The 21,597-nt window shown below is 38.5% G+C and carries 18 protein-coding genes and 1 riboswitch; all 18 genes read left to right on the forward strand.

Annotated elements, in window-relative coordinates:
- Window positions 1-108: 108 nt before the first annotated feature.
- The 18 genes from A1704_RS11525 to A1704_RS11610 all read left to right on the forward strand — a co-directional run bounded on the left by A1704_RS11525 (window position 109) and on the right by A1704_RS11610 (window position 21,590).
- Complete coding sequence (locus tag A1704_RS11525; protein WP_082798768.1) at window positions 109-432, forward strand: DUF6660 family protein; 324 nt, start codon at window positions 109-111, stop codon at window positions 430-432.
- Between the two features lie 147 nt (window positions 433-579).
- Window positions 580-4,941, forward strand: coding sequence for a CusA/CzcA family heavy metal efflux RND transporter (locus A1704_RS11530; protein WP_082798769.1), 4,362 nt, complete (start codon window positions 580-582; stop codon window positions 4,939-4,941).
- A gap of 82 nt (window positions 4,942-5,023) precedes the next feature.
- Window positions 5,024-6,253 carry an efflux RND transporter periplasmic adaptor subunit gene (locus A1704_RS11535; protein ID WP_062673799.1) on the forward strand — a complete coding sequence of 410 codons (1,230 nt, stop codon included), beginning with the start codon at window positions 5,024-5,026 and terminating at the stop codon, window positions 6,251-6,253.
- 131 nt (window positions 6,254-6,384) lie between these two features.
- A complete protein-coding gene (locus tag A1704_RS11540) occupies window positions 6,385-7,266 on the forward strand; it encodes a bestrophin family protein (protein WP_062673483.1) in 882 nt (293 codons plus the stop codon).
- A 16-nt stretch (window positions 7,267-7,282) separates the two neighbouring features.
- Window positions 7,283-8,179, forward strand: a complete 897-nt coding sequence (locus A1704_RS11545; protein WP_062673485.1) for a cation diffusion facilitator family transporter — start codon at window positions 7,283-7,285, stop codon at window positions 8,177-8,179.
- Between the two features lie 17 nt (window positions 8,180-8,196).
- Window positions 8,197-8,616 carry a Fur family transcriptional regulator gene (locus A1704_RS11550; protein ID WP_002983024.1) on the forward strand — a complete coding sequence of 140 codons (420 nt, stop codon included), beginning with the start codon at window positions 8,197-8,199 and terminating at the stop codon, window positions 8,614-8,616.
- Between the two features lie 378 nt (window positions 8,617-8,994).
- Window positions 8,995-10,644 carry a heavy metal translocating P-type ATPase gene (locus A1704_RS11555; protein WP_455580128.1) on the forward strand — a complete coding sequence of 550 codons (1,650 nt, stop codon included), beginning with the start codon at window positions 8,995-8,997 and terminating at the stop codon, window positions 10,642-10,644.
- A gap of 405 nt (window positions 10,645-11,049) precedes the next feature.
- Window positions 11,050-11,412 carry a hypothetical protein gene (locus A1704_RS11560; RefSeq protein ID WP_062673489.1) on the forward strand — a complete coding sequence of 121 codons (363 nt, stop codon included), beginning with the start codon at window positions 11,050-11,052 and terminating at the stop codon, window positions 11,410-11,412.
- Window positions 11,413-11,623: 211 nt separating this feature from the next.
- Window positions 11,624-11,899: a YHS domain-containing protein gene (locus A1704_RS24820; protein WP_062673491.1), complete on the forward strand. Its 276-nt coding sequence runs from the start codon at window positions 11,624-11,626 to the stop codon at window positions 11,897-11,899.
- A complete protein-coding gene (locus tag A1704_RS11570) occupies window positions 11,886-12,563 on the forward strand; it encodes an SCO family protein (protein ID WP_117753100.1) in 678 nt (225 codons plus the stop codon). The genes A1704_RS24820 and A1704_RS11570 overlap by 14 nt, the downstream gene beginning before the upstream one ends.
- Before the next feature lie 189 nt (window positions 12,564-12,752).
- On the forward strand, window positions 12,753-13,427 hold the full coding sequence (locus A1704_RS11575; RefSeq protein WP_062673492.1) for a superoxide dismutase: 675 nt from the start codon (window positions 12,753-12,755) through the stop codon (window positions 13,425-13,427).
- Between the two features lie 4 nt (window positions 13,428-13,431).
- Window positions 13,432-13,800, forward strand: a complete 369-nt coding sequence (locus A1704_RS11580) for a hypothetical protein (protein ID WP_065119602.1) — start codon at window positions 13,432-13,434, stop codon at window positions 13,798-13,800.
- Between the two features lie 200 nt (window positions 13,801-14,000).
- Window positions 14,001-14,831: an MbnP family protein gene (locus A1704_RS11585; protein WP_062673496.1), complete on the forward strand. Its 831-nt coding sequence runs from the start codon at window positions 14,001-14,003 to the stop codon at window positions 14,829-14,831.
- Window positions 14,824-15,873: a cytochrome-c peroxidase gene (locus A1704_RS11590; protein WP_062673498.1), complete on the forward strand. Its 1,050-nt coding sequence runs from the start codon at window positions 14,824-14,826 to the stop codon at window positions 15,871-15,873. The genes A1704_RS11585 and A1704_RS11590 overlap by 8 nt, the downstream gene beginning before the upstream one ends.
- A gap of 12 nt (window positions 15,874-15,885) precedes the next feature.
- Complete coding sequence (locus A1704_RS11595) at window positions 15,886-16,833, forward strand: transporter (RefSeq protein WP_062673501.1); 948 nt, start codon at window positions 15,886-15,888, stop codon at window positions 16,831-16,833.
- 91 nt (window positions 16,834-16,924) lie between these two features.
- Window positions 16,925-17,109, forward strand: a riboswitch (cobalamin riboswitch).
- Window positions 17,110-17,218: 109 nt separating this feature from the next.
- The gene (locus A1704_RS11600; protein WP_062673503.1) at window positions 17,219-19,252 is read left to right on the forward strand and encodes a TonB-dependent receptor plug domain-containing protein; all 2,034 of its coding nucleotides are present in this window, start codon (window positions 17,219-17,221) and stop codon (window positions 19,250-19,252) included.
- Window positions 19,249-20,382 (forward strand): YncE family protein, encoded by a 1,134-nt coding sequence (locus A1704_RS11605; RefSeq protein WP_062673505.1) that lies wholly within the window; start codon window positions 19,249-19,251, stop codon window positions 20,380-20,382. Before A1704_RS11600 ends, A1704_RS11605 begins: the two co-directional genes overlap by 4 nt.
- A 14-nt stretch (window positions 20,383-20,396) precedes the next feature.
- Complete coding sequence (locus A1704_RS11610; RefSeq protein WP_062673507.1) at window positions 20,397-21,590, forward strand: hypothetical protein; 1,194 nt, start codon at window positions 20,397-20,399, stop codon at window positions 21,588-21,590.
- Window positions 21,591-21,597: the final 7 nt, after the last annotated feature.

Consider the following 21,597-nt stretch of genomic DNA (forward strand, 5'->3'; position numbering starts at 1 on the left):
GTTGAATCCTTTCTGTTGCAATAAATTGCAGCAAAAAACTATGCTTTTATGAACTAGTCCCATGGCAGGAGTTCTCAATTTTAGAAAAAAATCTCTACCTTTGTAACAATGAACCTCTTAAGATGGATATTGGCAATTTACTTCATGGCACTCTCATTAATGCCGTGTGCTGATGTGTCTCATCCGCTGAATTCAGGAGATAATAAGATTGCATTAAGCATTCATGGTGTTCATTCTACAGAAAAAGGAGATATCTGTTCTCCGCTGTGTGCCTGCAGCTGTTGCCAGATAACAGTTTCAGCATTTAAAATGGATCCTTTATTGGAGATTCCCGAGCAGATTCCTGCTTATTTTTCAAAGAAGATTTTATTCCACAAAAACGACTTTGCTTACCAGGTTTACGACCCTATCTGGCAGCCTCCTAAAATTTAATTTTTATTGATTTTTAGAAAGTTATGCTTTCTAATAGTTATTCGTGCTTGAAACTTTGCAATACCATTGCAGAGGTTTTCAGGATATTTTTGCTGCAGTATTTTATACTGTGTGCATTCACTTTTCAATAAAAATTAAATACAAATCGTGTTAGATAAAATTATAAAATTCAGTATCAAAAACAAGGTGATCATTGGATTGATGACGTTGGTGCTGATCATCTGGGGAACATGGAGTGCCACCAGATTACCGATAGATGCTGTACCGGATATCACCAATAACCAGGTACAGATTATTACCGTATGTCCTACATTGGCAGGACAGGAAGTGGAACAGCTGGTGACCTTTCCTATTGAACAGAGTATTGCCAATGTTCCCGATATTCAGGAAACAAGAAGTATTTCAAGATTTGGGCTTTCTGTGATTACAGTAGTGTTCAAAGAAAATGTAGATGTTTACTTTGCGAGACAGCTTATCAATGAACAGCTTAAAAATGCTGTAGAAGAAATTCCCAAAGGAGTAGGAACTCCCGAGCTGGCTCCCGTGAGTACAGGACTTGGAGAAGTCTATCAGTATATTCTTCACCCTAAAAAAGGAAGCGAAAAGAAATACAATGCCAAAGAGCTCCGTACCATGCAGGACTGGATCGTTCGCAGACAACTGAACGGAACACCGGGAGTAGCGGAAATCAACAGTTTCGGAGGAGAATTAAAACAATATGAAGTGGCTATTGATCCCAATCGCTTAAAGGCAATGGGAACAAGTATCACTGAAATTTTTACAGCGCTCGAAAAAAACAATCAGAATACAGGAGGAGCTTATATTGATAAAAAACCCAACGCCTATTTCATCCGTGGAATTGGTCTGGTTACCTCTTTGGAAGACATTAAAAACATTGCGGTTAAAAATGAAACAGGAAGCGTTCCGATTTTTATAAAAGATGTTGCTGATGTTCGTTTAGGAAGTGCCGTTCGCTACGGAGCCTTGACTTATGATGGAAAGGTAGATGCTGTGGGTGGAGTAGTCATGATGCTGAAAGGGGCTAATAGTAATGAAGTGGTCAGCAATATCAAAGCAAAAATTCCGACCATTCAGAAATCTCTTCCTGATGATGTTATTATAGAGCCATTTCTGGACAGAACAGACCTTGTAGACAGAGCCATCAATACCGTACAGAAAAACCTCATCGAAGGAGCACTGATCGTTATTTTCGTTCTTGTTATTTTCCTGGGAAATCTGAGAGCCGGGCTTATCGTGGCTTCGGCCATTCCGCTTTCCTTGTTGTTTGCTTTGGGAATGATGAACGTTTTTGGGGTAAGTGCCAATCTGATGAGTCTTGGAGCTATAGACTTCGGATTGATTGTAGATGGAGCGGTAATTATTGTAGAAGCTACTTTACATCATTTGGGTGTCAGAAAATCTGTCCGTGCTTTGACACAGTCTGAAATGGATGAAGAAGTATTCCTTTCTGCCTCAAAGATCAGAAGCAGTGCGGCCTTCGGAGAAATCATCATTCTTATCGTATACATCCCGATTCTTACTCTTGCAGGTGTAGAAGGAAAAATGTTTACTCCAATGGCAAAAACAGTAGGATTCGCCATTCTGGGAGCATTGATTCTTTCTCTGACTTATATTCCGATGATGAGCGCTTTGTTTTTATCTAAGAAAATATCCCACAAAGAAACCTTCTCTGATAAAATGATGAACCGTCTGCAAAAGGTATATCAGCCCTTATTGCAGAAAGCTATCAAAGTAAAATATATTATCGTGTCAGCAACGGCTGTAGTGTTCCTTATCTCTGCTTTTATCTTTAAAAATATGGGTGGGGAGTTTATCCCGCAGCTGCAGGAAGGAGACTTTGCATTCCATTGTATTTTACCGCAGGGGAGCTCACTGAGTCAGAGTATAGAAACCTCCATGCAGGCATCAAGAATTATCAAACAGTTTGATGAGGTGAAAATGGTCGTTGGGAAAACCGGTTCTGCTGAGGTTCCTACAGATCCTATGCCTCCTGAAGCAACCGATATGATCGTAGTATTAAAACCGCAAAGTGAATGGAAAACCAAGAAATCCTACAACGAACTCGCGGATGAGATCAGTGAAAAACTGGAAACCATTCCAGGAGTGTTTTTTGAGAAAAATCAGCCTATTCAGATGCGTTTCAATGAGTTGATGACCGGGATCAGACAGGATGTGGCGGTAAAAATCTTTGGAGAAAATCTGGATTCTTTGGCAGTGTATGCTGATAAAGTAGGAAAAATCATTCAGACGGTAGATGGAGCTACGCCGCCTCAGATTGAAAGAGTAAGTGGTCTTCCACAAATCAATGTTCAGTATGACAGAACAAGAATAGCCAATTACGGATTGAATATCGAAGATGTCAACAATGCAGTAAGTACAGCCTTTGCAGGAAAAGCTGCCGGACAGGTATTTGAAAATGAAAGACGTTTTGATCTGGTTGTCCGCCTGGACAGTCTTCACAGAACAGATATTTCAGATGTGAATAATCTGATGATCACATCTGCTACCGGAGCCCAGATTCCACTCTCGCAGGTGGCGAATATAAGCTACAAATTAGGGCCGGCACAGATCAGCCGTGAACAGGGAAAACGTAGAATCGTTATTGGCTTCAACGTGAAAGACCGTGACGTGGAAAGTGTAGTGAAAGATATTCAGTCAAAACTGGAGAAAGTGAAACTGCCTTCAGGATACTACTTTACCTACGGAGGTCAGTTTGAAAACCTGCAGGAAGCAAGCCAACGTCTGATGATCGCTGTTCCGGTATCATTACTTCTGATTTTTATGCTTCTGTATTTTACTTTCCGCTCATTCAAGCAGGCTGCATTGATCTTTACAGCTATTCCTATGAGTGCGATTGGTGGTGTATTTGCCCTTCTGGTAAGAGATATGCCTTTCAGTATCAGTGCCGGAATTGGATTTATTGCCCTTTTTGGAGTAGCAGTTCTTAACGGAATTGTTTTGATAGGAACATTCAATCAGTTAGAAAAAGAAGGCGAAACGGATATTCTGAAAAGAGTATTTGAAGGAACAAAAACCAGATTAAGGCCTGTATTGATGACGGCTACTGTAGCTTCACTAGGATTTTTACCAATGGCTATTTCCACCGGAGCCGGAGCTGAGGTACAGAAACCTTTAGCGACAGTAGTGATTGGTGGTTTGGTAACTGCAACATTCCTAACATTATTCGTTTTGCCGATGCTGTACATTATTTTTAACACAAAGATTTTGAAAAGAAAGAATAATAATACGGGAATTATTACTGCCGTTTTGGTGGTAGGATTTATGATGGTGGGACAGACTTTTAACGCACAGTCCAGACCAATTTCCGTAGAACAGGCGGTAGAACAGGCAGTGAACAATAATTTAACCCTGCAGTCAAAAGACCTAAGTATTAAATCTGCCGAAGCACTAAGGGCAACTGCAAAAGAACTTCCGAAATTGAGCTTTGAAGCACAGCTTGGTCAGTACAACAGCCCAAAGTTTGACCAATCGTTTGCGATCTCACAGAGTATTCCTTTTCCAACATTGTTTAAAGCAAGAAAAGATTTAATCAATGAGAATATTAAAAGCAAGCAGATTGATAAGGAAATTACAGCCAATGAACTGATAAAGCAGGTTCGTACCTATTATTACCAGATTGAATATCTTCAGTATAATAAAGCCCAGCTGACCAGTCTTGATCAATATTATGAAGAGTTTATCAGAATTGCAACCGTGAGATTTAAAGCAGGTGATATCAAGAAAATTGAGATCAGTACTGCAGAAACCCAGAAAGGGGAAATTGATCTGCTGCTCAGACAAAATGAAGTCTATCTGAATAATGCCTATAAGAATTTAAAAACTCTGATGAATACTTCGGAAGATATTGAGGTTCCGTTTAACAAAGATTATGCTCCTTTAAAAGCAGAAAATGTCCTCGACAGTGCTGTGGTTGCCAACAATCCTACGGTAAAAGCTTTTTACCAGGAAATGGAAATCGCCGAAAAAAACAAGAAAGTTGAAAAATCACTGGGGCTGCCAGATTTCAGTTTGGGATACACCAATCAGTCTTTGATAGGTCTGCATACCATTAACGGACAGGAGAATTTTTATAATTCAGGAAAACGTTTTCAGTCAGCAACAGTAGGAGTAGCAATACCGTTAACATTTGGAGCGACGAAAGCAAGAATTCAGGCGCTCGAATATGAAAAACAGGTCGCTGAAACCAATGCTAAAATGCAGCAGAAACAGCTTTCTGCTCAGTTGGAAAATGCCTTCAGCCAGTATCAGCAGGATTTACAGCAGTATGATTACTATACAAGCCAGGCATTGCCTAACGCAGAGAAAATTGTAAAAGCAGCTCAGCTAGGATATAAAACAGGAGAAATTTCCTATGTGGAATATCTTTTTGCCCTACAGACTGCCACAAATATCCAGTTGAAATATCTGGAATCCATCCAGCAGGTGAACCAATCTGTAGTTACTATTAACTCCATTATAAACAAATAATATGAAGTCGCTGCTTATAAAACTTTATGCCGTATCAATAAGAACAATGGCATACAGCATCAGACAAAATACATTTTTACTTATGAAACTCAAATATAATATCATCCCTCTCGCCCTGATCTCAATCTTACTAACAAGCTGTGGAAAAAAAGAAGCTTCGGAAGAAAAAGCTCCTGAAAAAACAGAACAGAAAGAACAGGCTCACGAAGAAGCTCCACAAACAATAGCTTCCCTTACAGAAGAGCAGATGAAGTCTGTAGGAGTGGCTTTAGGAAATGTAGAAATGAAAGAGTTGACATCTACCATAAAAGCTAATGGTTTGCTGAGTGTACCCAACAGCAATAAAGCAACCATCACTTCTCTGTATGGAGGAATCATCAAAACCATCAATATTCAGGTGGGAAGTATCGTAAAGAAAGGACAGGTCATTGCCACCATTGCCAATCCGGAATATATCCAGCTTCAGGAAGATTATCTGACTACCAACAGTAGAATAACCTATGCAGAACAGGAATACAGAAGACAGAGAGAGCTTTTTGATAATGATGCTGGGGCGAAGAAAAATCTTCAGAGTGCCGATGCGGAACTTAAAACCTTAAGAACAAAAAGAGCATCTCTTTTGAAACAGCTTCAGATGATGGGAATAAGCCCTGGAAAAGTAAGCAATGGAAATATGAAATCCGGTTTGGTGATTACAGCACCCATCAGTGGAACAATCAGCAGTATTACCGCACAGATCGGAAGCTATGTGGATATTTCTTCTCCTGTTGCTACAGTAATTGATAACGGTTCTATTCATCTCGATCTTCAGGTTTTTGAAAAAGATCTTCCTAAAATGAGAGTAGGACAGATTGTTCATTTTAAACTGACGAACAATCCGGAAACCGAATATGATGCAAGAATTTACAGCATAGGATCTTCTTTTGAAAACGAAAGTAAAACCATCTCTATGCATTGTGAAGTGATCGGAAACAAATCCGGTCTGATTGATGGAATGAATATCACCGGAATTGTAAGTCTTGATAAAAGTACAACTCCTGCAGTGCCTACAGAAGCCATTGTAGAAGCAGATGGAAAATATTTTGTATTTGTTCAGACCGATAAAAAAGCGGAAGAAGAACACAAAGAAAAAGGAAAACCTCATCCGAAAACCTTAAACTTTGAGAAAATAGAAGTGGTAAAAGGAACTTCCGATATGGGATATACCGCGATAACTCCGGTAGGAAATATTCCTGACAATGCAAAAATAGTAGTGAAAGGAGCATTTTTTGTGAATGCAAAACTGGTAAATTCCGGCGAACACGAACATTAATGAAAGTTACCGGAACCAGTAAATTGTCGATTTTAATCCTTACATTAGAGCTGTTTACGTAATTTTTTATTGAATGAAAACGGCTGGAAAAGTGAAAATGATCTCACCGAATTTTAATAAATAACCCGATTATGTTATTAAACAAAAAAATATCAGTCTGGTATTTCATCCGTGAAATAAAAACCCAAATTCTGTTGATCGGAATATTTTCCGTCACTATTGGTCTTTTGGACGAATTGCCATGGTTTCGCAAGATCTCACTGCCTTTAAATATTCCGGCACTCCTGGGAACAGCAGTATCATTACTGCTGGCCTTCCGTACTTCCCAATCCTACGAAAGATGGTGGGAGGCAAGAACAGTTTGGGGTGCTGTTGTCAACGATTCCAGAACTTTTGTGAGACTGATCATTCAGTTTATGCCGGCAGGAGAAAATAAAGTAATAAAAAAGTTTGCCGAAAGACAGATCATCTGGACTTATGCACTTGGAGAATCACTGAGAAAACTTCCATTTTCTGAAAAAGTTCAGCAGTATCTGGATCAACATCAGATCAAAGCAACCAACATTCCCAACGCAATTCTGGACGAACACTCCAGACAGCTGAAAGAAATTGCAGCTTCCAAAGGACTTACCGATTTTCAACAGATGCAACTCAATGATATCATTACAAGACTATGCGACAGTATGGGAAAATGTGAAAGACTGAAGAATACAGTCTTTCCACGCTCATACAGTGTTTTAGTTCATATTCTGATCTATGTTTTTGCCGCCATCCTTCCGTTTGGACTCGATGATTCGCAGCTGTTGGTAGAAATTGCCATTACTTTCCTGGTTCCGGTGACATTCATTGCCATTGAAAAAACATCCATCATTATGCAGGATCCGTTTGAAAATAGTCCTGTAGATACACCCATGACTTCTCTGGCACGGACCATAGAGATCAATATCAGACAGATGATCGGTGAGCAGAATGTTCCCCCAAAAAAAGAAAATACATCTTATTATGAAATGTAATTAAACCATACACAATATGGAAAGTAAACCAACACAAACCGTTTCTGCAGGAAGCAGACATAAAAAGAACCTTCTGATTGTTCTCTGCCTTAGCGGAACCTATCTCATTGCTGAGGTAATAGGAGGAATCATTACCAACAGTCTTGCATTGTTGGCTGATGCAGCTCATATGCTGACCGACGTGGTAGGATTATTGCTGGCATATATTGCCATTAAAATAGGAGAAAGAAAAGCAGATCCTTCCAGAACATATGGTTATTATCGGACAGAAATATTAGCAGCCTTAATCAATGCAGTGGTGTTATTGGCCATTTCGATCTATGTTTTGTTTGAAGCCTATCAGCGTTTTCAGAATCCGCCGGAAGTACAAAGTAAATCAATGCTGATTGTAGCCGGAATCGGATTGATCGTTAATATTGTCGGAATGATGATTCTCAGAAAAGATTCAGAAGGTAGTCTCAATATGAAAGGTGCATACTTTGAAGTACTTTCAGACATGCTTACTTCAGTAGGAGTAATGATAGCCGGAGTAATTATGCTGACAACAGGCTGGTATTATGCCGACCCGTTAATCTCAGCTGCCATCGGATTATTAATCTTTCCAAGAACATGGAGGCTGTTGAAAGAAGCCATTAATGTTTTGCTGGAAGGAACACCTAAAGATGTGGATATTCATGCACTTCGCCAATCATTGGAGAGCACTCCCGGAGTGAAAGATGTTCATGATCTGCATGTCTGGTCGCTAACATCCAGTGTCAATGCGATGAGCGCGCATGTTGTAAAAGAGAATGGATATTCCCAGAATCAATTATTAAAAACATTGACAGATACTACGGTTAGTAACTTTAAAATCAGTCATACCACTTTTCAGATTGAAGAAGAAGGCTATGAAGAAACTGAAGCCCATCTGTAACCATTTAAAAGCTTACAATGAAAAAAGATATAGAACACAAACTCATTGATAAAAATACCAAACCCACCAGTATGAGGATTTTGGTATATGATTTTTTAAGTTCTCAGGAAGCTGCTTTATCCCTTTCTGAAATAGAAAATCATTTTGATAATGCTGACAGAATCACCATCTACAGAACCTTGAAAACCTTTGAAGAAAAAGGAATTGTTCACAGCATTCAGGAAAATACAACCACAAAATACAAACTCTGCGAAGACGATTGTGATGAAAAAACACACAAAGACTGGCATCTGCATTTTTACTGTAAAATATGCAAGCAGACTACCTGCAAAGAAGATATTTCTTTCCCTGAAAATATCCAGACCAATTTCAGGATTGACGAAATAAGACTCTTTGCCAAAGGAATCTGCGAAAACTGTCTTGAAAGTTTGCAATAGCATTGCATCAGTCTCATCTTTACATTTGTATAAAAATATTCAGTTATGGAAAAATGCTGTAGTACAACCCCGGAAAAACCAGATACAAAAGGACACAAACATAACCATGCAGAAGGAGACGGACATGACCATGACGGACATGATCACTCTCATGACTCCGGAGATCAGACGGTCTTTCAGATGTTTCTGCCGGCCATTATATCCTTTATCATCTTATTATTGGGAATTGCCTTTGATAACTATATAAAACCTGCATGGTTTACAGGCTGGGTACGGTTAGTATGGTTCCTGGCAGCTTATATTCCTGTAGGATTTCCGGTATTGAAAGATGCTTATAAAAGTATCATTAAGGGAGATGTGTTTTCAGAATTCTTTCTGATGAGCATTGCAACCATTGGTGCTTTTGCCATCGGAGAATATCCTGAAGGAGTAGCAGTAATGCTTTTTTATGCGGTAGGAGAAGTATTTCAGTCTATGGCGGTTACCAGAGCCAAAGGAAATATAAAAGCATTATTGGATCAGCGTCCTGATGAGGTAACGGTTATGGAAAATAATCAGCCCAAGACTATGAAGGCTAAAGAAGCTAAAATTGGAGACGTCATACAGCTGAAACCTGGTGAAAAACTGGCGCTGGATGGGGAATTGCTTTCAGATTCGGCTTCATTCAACACGGCAGCTTTAACGGGAGAAAGTAAACCCGATACCAAAAATAAAGGAGAAATAGTCCTTGCCGGAATGATCAATATGAACAGTATTGCTCTGGTAAAAGTAAATACAGCTTATGAAGACAGTAAACTGAGCAAAATCCTGGAATTAGTTCAGAATGCCACAGCCCAAAAAGCACCGACAGAATTGTTCATCAGAAAATTTGCGAAAGTATACACGCCCATCGTTGTATTTCTTGCCATTGGAATCTGTTTACTGCCCTATTTCTTCGTGAGCGATTATCAGTTTAGAGACTGGCTGTACAGAGCATTGATATTCCTTGTGATTTCATGCCCTTGTGCCCTTGTTATTTCAATCCCGTTAGGATATTTCGGAGGAATTGGTGCTGCTAGCCGAAACGGAATCTTATTCAAAGGAAGTAATTTCCTGGACAGTATTGCAGAGATTCAGAATGTGGTAATGGATAAAACAGGAACCATGACGGAAGGCGTATTCAAAGTTCAGGAAGTAAGCATAAGCCCTGAATTTAACAAAGAAGAAATCCTTCAGCGGGTTAATGTTCTTGAAAGTAAAAGTACCCATCCGGTGGCAACAGCAATTCACAATTATGTTGGAGAAATCAATCACAGCATTCCTTTGGAAAATGTAGAAGAGATAGCAGGTCACGGATTGAAAGCGACTATTAACGGAAAAGAACTTCTGGTTGGGAACTTTAAGCTGATGGATAAGTTCAACATTCGTTATGATCTTAACCACTCCAATATTGTATATACGGTAATTGCGGTGGCTTATGATAAAAAGTTTGCAGGCTATATCACTATTGCAGACAGCATCAAAGAAGATGCTAAGGAAACCGTAGACAAGCTGCATAAAATGAATGTGAAGGCAACAATGCTGAGCGGTGATAAAAGTACCGTTGTGAAATATGTAGCAGATCAACTGGGTATCGACAATGCATTCGGGGACCTGTTACCTGAAGACAAAGTAAACAAGGTTAAAGAAATCAAAGCCAGAAACCAGACGGTAGCTTTCGTAGGAGACGGAGTGAATGATGCGCCTGTAGTGGCTTTAAGCGATGTTGGAATTGCAATGGGAGGTTTGGGAAGTGATGCCACCATTGAAACTGCAGATGTAGTAATTCAGGATGATAAACCAAGTAAGATCCCAATGGCCATCAATATCGGAAAACAAACTAAAAAGATCGTTTGGCACAATATTGTCCTTGCCTTTGCTGTAAAAGCTGTTGTTCTCATCCTGGGAGCCGGTGGATTGGCAACCATGTGGGAAGCTGTGTTTGCCGATGTAGGAGTAGCATTGCTGGCTATTTTAAATGCGGTGAGAATCCAAAGAATGAAATTTTAACAAGCAAATAATAAACACAACTCAATTATATTCAATAAAAGCTCTGCTGAATCTCAGTAGGGCTTTTGTTTTTAAACTTTATCGGAGATAAAATCCTTGCGTCTTAAAACAGTAAGCATTTTAAAAAGAACTTGAGACTTGGCGATTTCCAACAAAACAAAGAATATAAAAAAGCTCTGCCAAAAACATCAGCAAAGCTTTTATCAACAAGATTAAATTGTATATAAAGAACTAAATTTTTATTTAGGTCTAAAGTCTTACTCAAAGTTCGGGATAAAATTATTCCGGTGACAGGCACAGTTTTGTGATTTTTATAGGTAACAGTAGATAAGCATAATGACATTCATCATAAATCTGTTATAAAACAGTTTTGAAGTAGTATATTTGTAACAGAGAACAAAATCGTTGAGGTTATTCATTTCCATATTCATCATTTTTACCGTTGCATTACGTCCTGTTTTGCCATTGGTAAATTATGCCGTGAATTATGATTATATTGTGAAAAACCTTTGTGAGAAGAGAAATGTACCACAGTCAACCTGTAAAGGAAAATGCTACGTGGAAAAAGAGCTGGCTAAAACAGAAAAACAGTCCAATAGCTCCCAAACCATAAAGATTGCTGGATTAGATGTTTTTATTTCTCACGATATCCTTTCCTTCTCCGCTCATTTGAATTCGGAATCACTTTCTGAAATTCCCGATTCAAGTTATTTTAATTCTCATTCTTCAGAATACTTTTCAAGGATTTTCCATCCTCCGTTGGTTTAAATTTTATTATAAACTATATTTTTAGTTTATAAGATGGGAGTTTCTAAAGCTTTCATTAGTAAACCATTAAAGATACATTCTATAATTCAAATGAACCATTGTAAGCAATAAGAAATACATCAGTTCTTCTTGAGAATTGTTGTGCTTTTTTCAGACTTGTATATGGTATCATAACTTTCTTTAACATTATTAATTTCAATTTAACATTAAAATGAAATCTCCTATAATTTTGACTGCCTTGCTGTCAGTATCATTACTGTCGTGTGCCAAGGAAACTCCTCAGGTAAAGCATGCAAGCCACATGGACTCCTCGGGGAAGAAAATAGAAAATGTACAGGTAGTGAACGAAGAAGATCCTGTCTGCCACATGAAAACTGCCGGATCTATAAAAGATACTGCTGTGTATAAAAATAAAACGTACGGTTTTTGCAGTGTTTCCTGCAAAGGTGAATTCAAAAAAAGTCCTGAAAGATATGCCCAAAAATAAAAAGACCGCAAATAAAAGTAAAGTGATCATACCCATTGCGGTATTTGCATTGCTTTTCCTGGGAATAGGTGTGGGAATGGGGTATTTTAAAAAGAACCTTTATACTGTGATGAAAGTTCCGGACTTTGAACTTACAGATCAGAACAGTAAAAAAGTTACCAATAAAGATATGCTGGGAAAAGTATATCTCGTAGAATTTTTCTTCAGCAAATGTCCTACGATATGCCCGGTGATGAATACCAATATGAAGGCCATCCAAAACCAGATTAATGATCCCAACTTCGGCATTATCTCCATCAGTATTGATCCGGAAAATGATACGCCTGAAGCTTTGAAAGAACATGCCCAAAGAATTGGTGCAAAATCTCCGAACTGGCATTTCCTGACTGGAGACCGTACCTATATTGGAAAACTTGCGGATCAGTTTAATATCTACGTAGGTGATAAAGAAGATGAAGGAGAAAGCCTGAACCACAGCGGAATGATTGCTCTGGTAGATCAGGAGGGGAATATCCGTTGCAGATACAACAAGGAAAATATGCCTATTCTGTATTACTCAGGATTGAATTACGCAGATCCGGAAGGTAAAACACCTATGCTGACAGGAAAATATCACCCAGACAGAGAAATTCTTATTGAGGATATTAAAAAATTATTGAAATAGGGAAGGGGGGAAGCCGGATGTCTGAAACTGGAAGTTATTCCAGACTATGAAGCTCTAGCAGTTTTTTGAGATGGCTGTAAAAGGAAATAGAAGTTGAAAAAGTTAGGCTATAACATCAATTACTTCCAGCATCGATCACCGACCTCCCACTTAAAAAGAAAACATTGTTCAACCATAAACAAAAAAATTATGAAGATTTTGAAAATAGCTGCTATAACTGCAGTTTTCGCAGCCCAATTTACAATGGCTCAGTTTAAGCAGACGCCTCTTCCTTATGCTTATAATGCTTTGGAAGGAAATATTGATGCCCAAACGATGGAAATTCATTATTCAAAACACGGTGCAGCATATGCTGCTAACTTGAATAAAGCCATTGCAGGAACTCCACAGGAAAAAGAAACTTTGTTTCAGATTCTTTCCAATGTTTCAAAATTGCCTGCTGCTGTAAGAAATAACGCAGGAGGACACTACAACCACGAATTGTTCTGGACGGTTCTTACACCTCAGAAAAATACACAGCCTTCAGCAAAATTAGCAAAAGCTATCACTGAAACTTTCGGAAGTATGGATGCTTTTAAAGAAAAAATGTCTAAGGCAGGTGCAGACCGTTTTGGTTCAGGATGGGCCTGGCTTTCTGTAGGGAAAGATGGGAAACTGTTTGTTTCCTCTACTCCTAATCAGGACAATCCTTTGATGGATGTTGTAGAAGAAAAAGGAACTCCAATCTTCGGCATTGATGTATGGGAGCATGCTTATTATTTAAAATATCAGAATAAAAGAGCAGATTATCTTACCGCGATCTGGAATGTTACCAACTGGAAAGAAATCAGCAGAAGATATGATGAAGCGATAAGCAAGAAATAATCTGATGAAAATATTGTACAGCATACTTTTTACCTTCTATATGGTGCTAAGACCTTTAGTGCCCGTGGTAGAGTATGCTGTAAATTATGATTATATCGTTAAAGTTCTCTGTATCAATAAAACCAGGCCGGAGGTTCACTGTAACGGAAAATGTTACCTGAGTAAAGAGCTCGCCAAAGCCAATGATTCAGAATCTTCACCTTTTCAAAAAATAAAAAACTCAGGACAGAAAATTCTTGATACCTATATTCTTCCTGAAACTACAACGGTCAACACTACGGAAAGACGTCAGTTTTTCAGTTTCAATTTCACTTACGAAACAGCTTATTCTTTTCTGTTTCTTACCCATATTTTCAAACCACCGGTTTTTTAAGTTAAACTATCACTATTCAACCAAAAAAGTCACAAAAGCTTACTCAATTAAAAATCAAAGATTTTTAAAAAGTTTAAGTGCTCTTCTGAACATAATACGTATCACTTAATAAACTTAAGTGTAAGAACTTTTGTGCTTTTTGTGGTAAAAAAACAATGCTGTTACAGCCATTCAAATTAATTTAACTTAAAAAATCAACAATGAAAATTTCTCAATTTTTATCACTATTCTTTATTGCCTTTACTGTATTCTCTTTTACAGCCTGCGAAAGCAGCAGGGATGATGAGAACACACAGGATACTACGCCTGGAAAACTTCAGATCAAATTTGAAAACGGATTTAACAATGTGGGAGATATCGTTCTAAATCAGACGGTTCAGACTTCTGCTAACGGACAGAAACATAACTTTTCTGCTTTGAAATACGTCATCAGTAATATCGCATTGATAGACGAGAACGGAAACGAATTTAAATACAACGAAAATAATCCTGACAAAGGAGCTTTTATCGTAGATCAGGCAGATGCGGTAGCCGGAATTGTTTATCTTAATCTGGATGGCGTTCCGAAAAACAATTACAAAAAAATAAGATTTGGATTAGGTGTGAGTCAAAAAGCGTATTTGCTGGGACAGGACGGACAGGCTGAATTCTGGACAAAAGCCAAGCAGAAGGGAATGTCCTGGTCATGGGCTGCCGGTTATGTATTTGTAAAACTGGAAGGGAAATACGGTACAGATTCTCCTTCAAAAGAATTTATGAATCACACAGGAAATATGGGAAATACTGCAGCCAACAATACACCTGATCTGTATCGCGAAATTACACTGAATCTTCCGACAACAGCAAGGGTAACGGCAAAAATTCGTCCTTCTGTCCATATTCTGGCAGACCTGAACCAATTTTTGAGCGGAGATAAGACACTTACACTTACCACAGCCAATGATATGCTGATGGGTTCAAACCAGCACCTGGTAGATGTTACCAATAATCTTACAAAAATGTTTAAAGTAGACCACGTTCACAATGATTAATTTTTTTGTTAAAACGATACTGGTTCTGCTTGTATTTGTATTGAGTTGCATTTCATGTTCTGATGAGGTGATTCAGCCATTGGAAAAAGATGAAGCCTACAATCTGGAGTTTCCTTCTTATTTTCCGGAAATGACTTTTGATACATCCATTAATCCGGTGACCAAAAACGGTGTGGAATTGGGACGAAAATTATTCTATGAAGGCAGGCTTTCAAGAAATAATACCATTTCATGCGGTTTCTGCCATATTCAGGAAAATGCTTTTACCCATCACGGTCATACGGTAAGCCATGGGGTAGACGACAGAATAGGAATAAGAAATGCACCGCCCATCCAGAATATGGCTTTTTTGAAAAGATATATGTGGGACGGAGTGATTCACAATCTGAATGAGCAGCCTATCAGCCCGATTACTGATGTGAATGAAATGGACAGCTCCATACCGGAAGCTATTTCGAAAATAAAAGATGATCAGAAGTATAAAAAACTGTTCAGAGAAGCTTATGGAGACGAAACCATTACCGGCGAAAGAATTTTAAAAGCATTGTCACAGTTTATGGCTTCTTTAATTTCTGCAGATTCAAAATATGACCGGTTCAGACAGGGAAAAGAACAGTTGACTTCAATAGAATCCCAGGGAATGACATTATTCAATCAGAAATGTGCTTCCTGTCATAGCGGAGAGCTGTTTACGGATGAGAGTTTCAGAAATACCGGAATGTATTACAATACAGAATTCAAGGATGCAGGTAGATACAGAGTGAGCCTGAATCAGGTAGATTGGATGAAATTCCGTGTTCCGAGTCTGAGAAATGTAGAATATACCGCACCTTATATGCATGACGGAAGGTTTTATACATTAGATGCGGTACTCAATTTCTATTCGGATCAGGTGGAAGATAATGTTAATCTTGATCCACAGCTTAAACAGAATGGTCACATAGGAATTGCTATGAACAGCCAGGAAAAACAATCCATCATTGCGTTCCTGAAAACATTATCGGATAAAAGTTTTATATCCAATCCAAAATTTGCAGAATAATTTATAAAAAACATGAAGAAGATTATATTGATAGTAAGTTTGATCCTGTTGAATCAGTATCAGGCAAAAACCATCAGAGACAGTGCTTATGTTGCTCCCGAAACGCTTAACAGATTCGATTTTGATGATGATTGTGATGCGTGCGGCTGTGCTGCAGGAAATGGATCTTCCGGCTTTGAGTCATTGTTGAATCCACAGTTTGTCGGAATTAAGTACTTCGCCCAGCATTACAAAGCCAAAGAGAACTTATTTGTAAAAGACCTCACGCAGGATCAGTATTTCAATACGTTGCAGCTGTGGGGGAAGATTCCACTGACTAAAAAACTAAGTGTTTATGCAAGTCTGCCCTTCCATTTCCATGAAAAGAAAACGATGCAGGGAGATATCAGAATCAATGGAATAGGAGATTTAAACCTGATGGGAATTTACCAGCTGATGAGCTCTAAAGATAATTTCCATCATCTGAGCGGAGGTTTGGGCTTGAAAATTCCACTCGGGAAGTTTGATGAAAAAGGGGCATCCGGTGTCAACCCAAGCTTTCAGCTGGGAACCGGAAGCTGGGATTATCAGGCGGCTTTGAATTATAAATTTCAGAAAAATAAAGTAGCCGTACTGGTCAATACAGATTACACCATTAAAACAGAGAACAGGAAAAATTACCGTTTTGGAAACCAATGGAACTATGCAGCAACAGGTTTTTATCAGGTTGCAGGAAATGAAAAATCTATATTCTCTGTAAAAACTGGAGTTCAGGGTGAAGTCTACGCTCAGAACAAACAGTTTGATGAGGCACTGCCGAATACTGCTGGTAGTGCTTTGTACGGAAAACTGGGATTTGAAGTCTCTTACAAAAAGCTGAGTCTGGGAAGTGAAATCATGCTTCCCATGTACACGCATCTGGCGGGAGGAGATATTGAAGCTCAATCAAGATTCAGTATTTTTCTGAATATTGGAATTTAAAGCGACACCACCAATAAATGATGTTAAAGCTCCTTCGGGAGCTTTAATTGTTTATAAATCATGATTTTAGTTGGGGATTAGGAATAATTATTTATCTTTGCCGGAATTTGGTGAGCCGTAAAAAGCTCTTAAAAGGGAATCCGGTGAAAATCCGGGACAGACCCGCTGCTGTAAGCTCCGCACCAAAGTTTTTGAAGAATATATCCACTGTTTTTTAATGGGAAGGATTTCAAAAATGGAGTAAGTCAGAAGACCTGCCAGACAATAATCGTTTGACGCTTTCGTGGAATAAAGCTTAGGACATCAATGATTCTGTGCAGTGACAGCTGTGCTTTGTCGTTGTATTCTTATACCCATTAGCGTCTTCATTATCCTAAATGAGCTAATGACAGCAAAACTAATTACTTCTGCAATTCATAAAGCTGTTTTCACAATATTAGTGTTAACATCTCAACTTGTGTTTTCCCAAACTAAGAAAAAAGACAGTCTTCAGGAAGAGACCATTAAAGGAATCAATCTTTATAAAAAGAATTTTAAAGAAATTCTTCCGGCACAAACGCTGCAGGGAGAACAGCTGGAAAGACTAAACAGTCATTCCGTTGCAGATGCATTGCGGTATTTTTCAGGCGTTCAGATTAAAGATTACGGAGGATTGGGTGGTTTGAAAACCATCAACATCCGAAGCATGGGAAGCCAGCATGTAGGGGTTTTCTATGATGGAATTCAATTAGGAAATGCTCAAAACGGACTGGTGGATCTGGGAAGGTACTCTTTGGATGATCTGGAAGAAATATCGTTGTATAACGGACAGAAAAGTGAAATTTTTCAGCCAGCAAAGGACTTTGGCTCTTCTGGGTCTATCTATTTACAGCCTAAAACACCCGTATTTAAAGGAAATAGAAAAACCAATTTGGTGATAAGAGCAAAAAGTGCATCTATTGATCTCTTTAATCCTTCATTCCGATTGGAACAGAAAATTTCAGACAGGGTTTCTGCCAGCTTCAGCGGAGAATTTATGCAGAGTGATGGAATTTACAGATTTCGTTATGCCAAGAAATATCCTGATGGGCAACAGGCGTACGATACCATTGCAAAAAGACAGGACTCAGATATCAAAGTAAAACGTTTTGAAACTTCTCTCAACGGAACTTTAAATAACGGAAGTTGGAATATCCGTGGCTACGGTTATATTTCAAACCGCGGAATGCCGGCACCTATTGTTAACGGGCGCTTTGAAGGAAGAGGAGCGAGGCTTTCCGATGAGAATTATTTTGTACAGGCTAATCTGAGAAAAAAACTGTTCCCGAAATTTGAAACACAGCTTAAAGCAAAATTTGCTTACGATTACACCCATTTCATGGACACAGTTCGTTCGCAGTCTATTATTTATACCGATAATACCTACATCCAAAGGGAACTTTATCTTTCCTCTTCCAATATTTACTCAATCACTCCCAATTGGGATGTCAGCCTGAGTGGAGATTTTCAGTATAATAACCTGGATGCCACTCTGGATAATTTTTCTTATCCTACACGTTACACTACATTGGTAGCATTGGCAACAACCTATCAGTGGAACAGATTCAAAATTTTGGGAAGCCTTTTAGGAACCTTTACTTTTGAAGAAGTAAGAAAAAATAAAAGACCGGGAGATGCCAGAGAGTGGACACCTGCGGTGTTTATGAGCTATCAGCCGGAAAAAATTCCGGAGCTTACTCTAAGGGCTTTCTATAAAAGAATTTTCAGACTTCCGACCTTCAATGATTTGTATTATACCAATATCGGAAATACCTATCTGAAACCGGAATTCACCAATCAATATGATTTAGGATTTACTTATCAGAAGAATTATAACAACCGTTTCTTTAAAACATTTTATGCTAAAGTAGACGGTTACTACAATAAAGTACAGGATAAAATTGTGGCAGCTCCGAACGGAAGCATGTTCCGCTGGCTGATGATGAACCTTGGACTGGTTGAAATCATTGGTGCAGATGTGAATGTACAGACTGAAATGCAGCTTGGAAAAGTAACCCTCCGACCTTTGCTTTCCTACACCTATCAAAGCGCGAGAGATATAAGTGATCCGGAAGACACGTTTTATCGCAATCAGATTCCTTATACCCCATGTCATAGCGGATCGTTCAGTCTTATGGCAGATTATAAAGACTGGAGTTTCAATTACAGTGCAATGTACGTAGGAGAAAGATATGACGTGAATCAGGATAACATTCAATACAATTATGTGCAGCCCTGGTATACGCACGATTTGTCTGTTCAGAAAAAATTCAACTGGGCGAATCATCAGTTTAAAATAAGCCTTGAGATGAATAATATTTTCAATCAATACTATGATGTTGTCCTCAATTATCCGATGCCCGGAAGAAACTTTAAACTTATTCTAAACTTCACCCTATGAGAAAACTAAACTTTTATTTTTTATTTCTTGTATTAGCTTTTCTTACTTCATGTCGTACAGATGAAATTATTGTCCGTCAGGAAGTGGTAGAAGGGCTTCCTTCAGAAAATACAGCAATAAAAGGCTTCTATATGCTCAATGAAGGGAACATGGGGAGTAATAAATGTACCCTTGATTTTTTTGATTACACCAAAGGAACCTATTACCGGAATATCTACGCAGAAATCAATCCCAATGTCGTAAAAGAGTTGGGGGATGTAGGAAATGATATCAAAGTTTATGGAAGCAAGCTCTATATCGTTGTTAATGTTTCCAATAAAATTGAAGTGCTGGATGCTAAAACGACTAAACGTATTACTTCTATTCCATTACAAAACTGCCGATACCTTGCTTTCAAAAACGGAAAAGCTTATGCCAGCAGCTACGCCGGACCTGTAGCGATTAACCCGAAAGCACCGAAGGGGAAAGTAGTGGAAATTGATACGGCTTCTCTTTCCATCCAGCGTGAGGTAGTGGTAGGATATCAGCCCGAAGAAATAGAAATTGTGGGAAATATCTTATTTGTTGCCAATTCCGGAGGATATAAAGCTCCCGATTATGACAATACTGTTTCGGTAATTGATCTGAATACTTTTACCGAACTCAAAAAAATAAATGTTGCCATCAATCTTCATCACATTAAAAAAGATAATTACGGTGATCTCTATGTAACCTCAAGAGGAGATTATTATAATGTTCCTTCCAGTCTTTATCTCATAGATGCAGCCACGGGAACGGTCAAGAAAGATTTTCATCTCTCCGTGAGTGAAATGACAATCGTAAATGATAAACTCTATTTCTATGGAAATGAATTCAATTACAACACCCACAGCTATAAAAAGACATTTGGAATCATTGATGTAAAAACAGAACAGATCATTGCCAACAGAATTTTTGACAAAGAATATGAAGATGCCATTAAAACCCCTTACGGCATTGCCGTAAATCCCATCACAGAAGATATCTACATGACAGATGCCAGAAATTATGTATCCATGGGATTTTTGTATTGCTTTGATAAAAACGGACACTTTAAATGGAAAACGGAAGGGGGAAATATCCCTGCCCACTTCGCTTTTTTATACAAATAACCAAACTTTAAAAAATGAACAGAAATAGCTTTACTTATTTGAAAATCGGATTTCTATCCTGCTTCCTTGTAGGAGTGATAGCCTGTAAACATGATGATGAAAATGAATTTACATTTAATGGACTTGATGATTCCTATACCATTGAACGTTTAAAGGTTTTGAGTATTCCTACCAATGCTTCAGGATCGGTTACATGGAGTATTAATGACTCTATTATCTCTCAGAATTCAGAACTTGAATTCATCAGTCCTACTGCAGATGCTTATCCTTTGACTTTGAAGATTAACAATAAAGGAAACGAGCAGGTTTTTCATTCTAAAATAATCGTTACCAAAGAAAAAACACCTTACAGTAAATATATTTCTAAAGTATTGGAGTTCCGTCCTGCCGTAGGGCAGTTCATGAACGAAATTCCGGAATATCTACCAGGAAATACTACCGCGAATATGCTTCAGAAAGCCAACGAATCGTTGGTAGGAGGTAATTCCACCATGATCAGTCTTGGTGGCTATGGCGGATATGTAGTGTTTGGTTTTGATCATACGATTCCCAATCTGAATGGACGTGATTTTAAAGTACTGGGAAATGCATTCTTTGGAAATGATGCTGCGGATCAACGTTCAGGATCTTGTGAACCGGGAATTATTATGGTGGCCTACGACAGAAATAAAAATGGGAAGCCTGATAATGATGAATGGTACGAAATTGCTGGCAGTGAATATTTCAAAAATGCTACAGTGAAAGACTACAGCATAACCTATCATAAACCTAACGAAAATAAAATACCTGTACCCGGAACTGAATTCTGGCAGACCGACGTGGAATATATAAAATGGAGTGACAATCTGGGGAATCAGGGCTTTAAAACAAAAAATACGTTCCATGCGCAAAGCTATTATCCTTTATGGTTTACCGAAAGTTCTTACGGGTTTTCTGGAACAAGACTGGCAAATAATTTCTACGATCAGAACGGGGACGGATCCTATTGGGTAGGAAAATCATATGAGTTCGGATATGCAGACAATGCTCCGAATAATGATGAAGCCTCCAATATCGATATTTCCTGGGCGGTAGACAGAAGTGGGAAATACGTGAAACTTCCGGGAGTAGACTTTATGAAAATATATACGGGAGTTAATCAGGAAGCAGGATGGCTGGGAGAAGTTTCTACAGAAGTGGCAGGAGCTTACGATTTACATTTCAAATAATAATACA

Source organism: Chryseobacterium cucumeris (assembly GCF_001593385.1).
Lineage (GTDB): Bacteria > Bacteroidota > Bacteroidia > Flavobacteriales > Weeksellaceae > Chryseobacterium > Chryseobacterium cucumeris.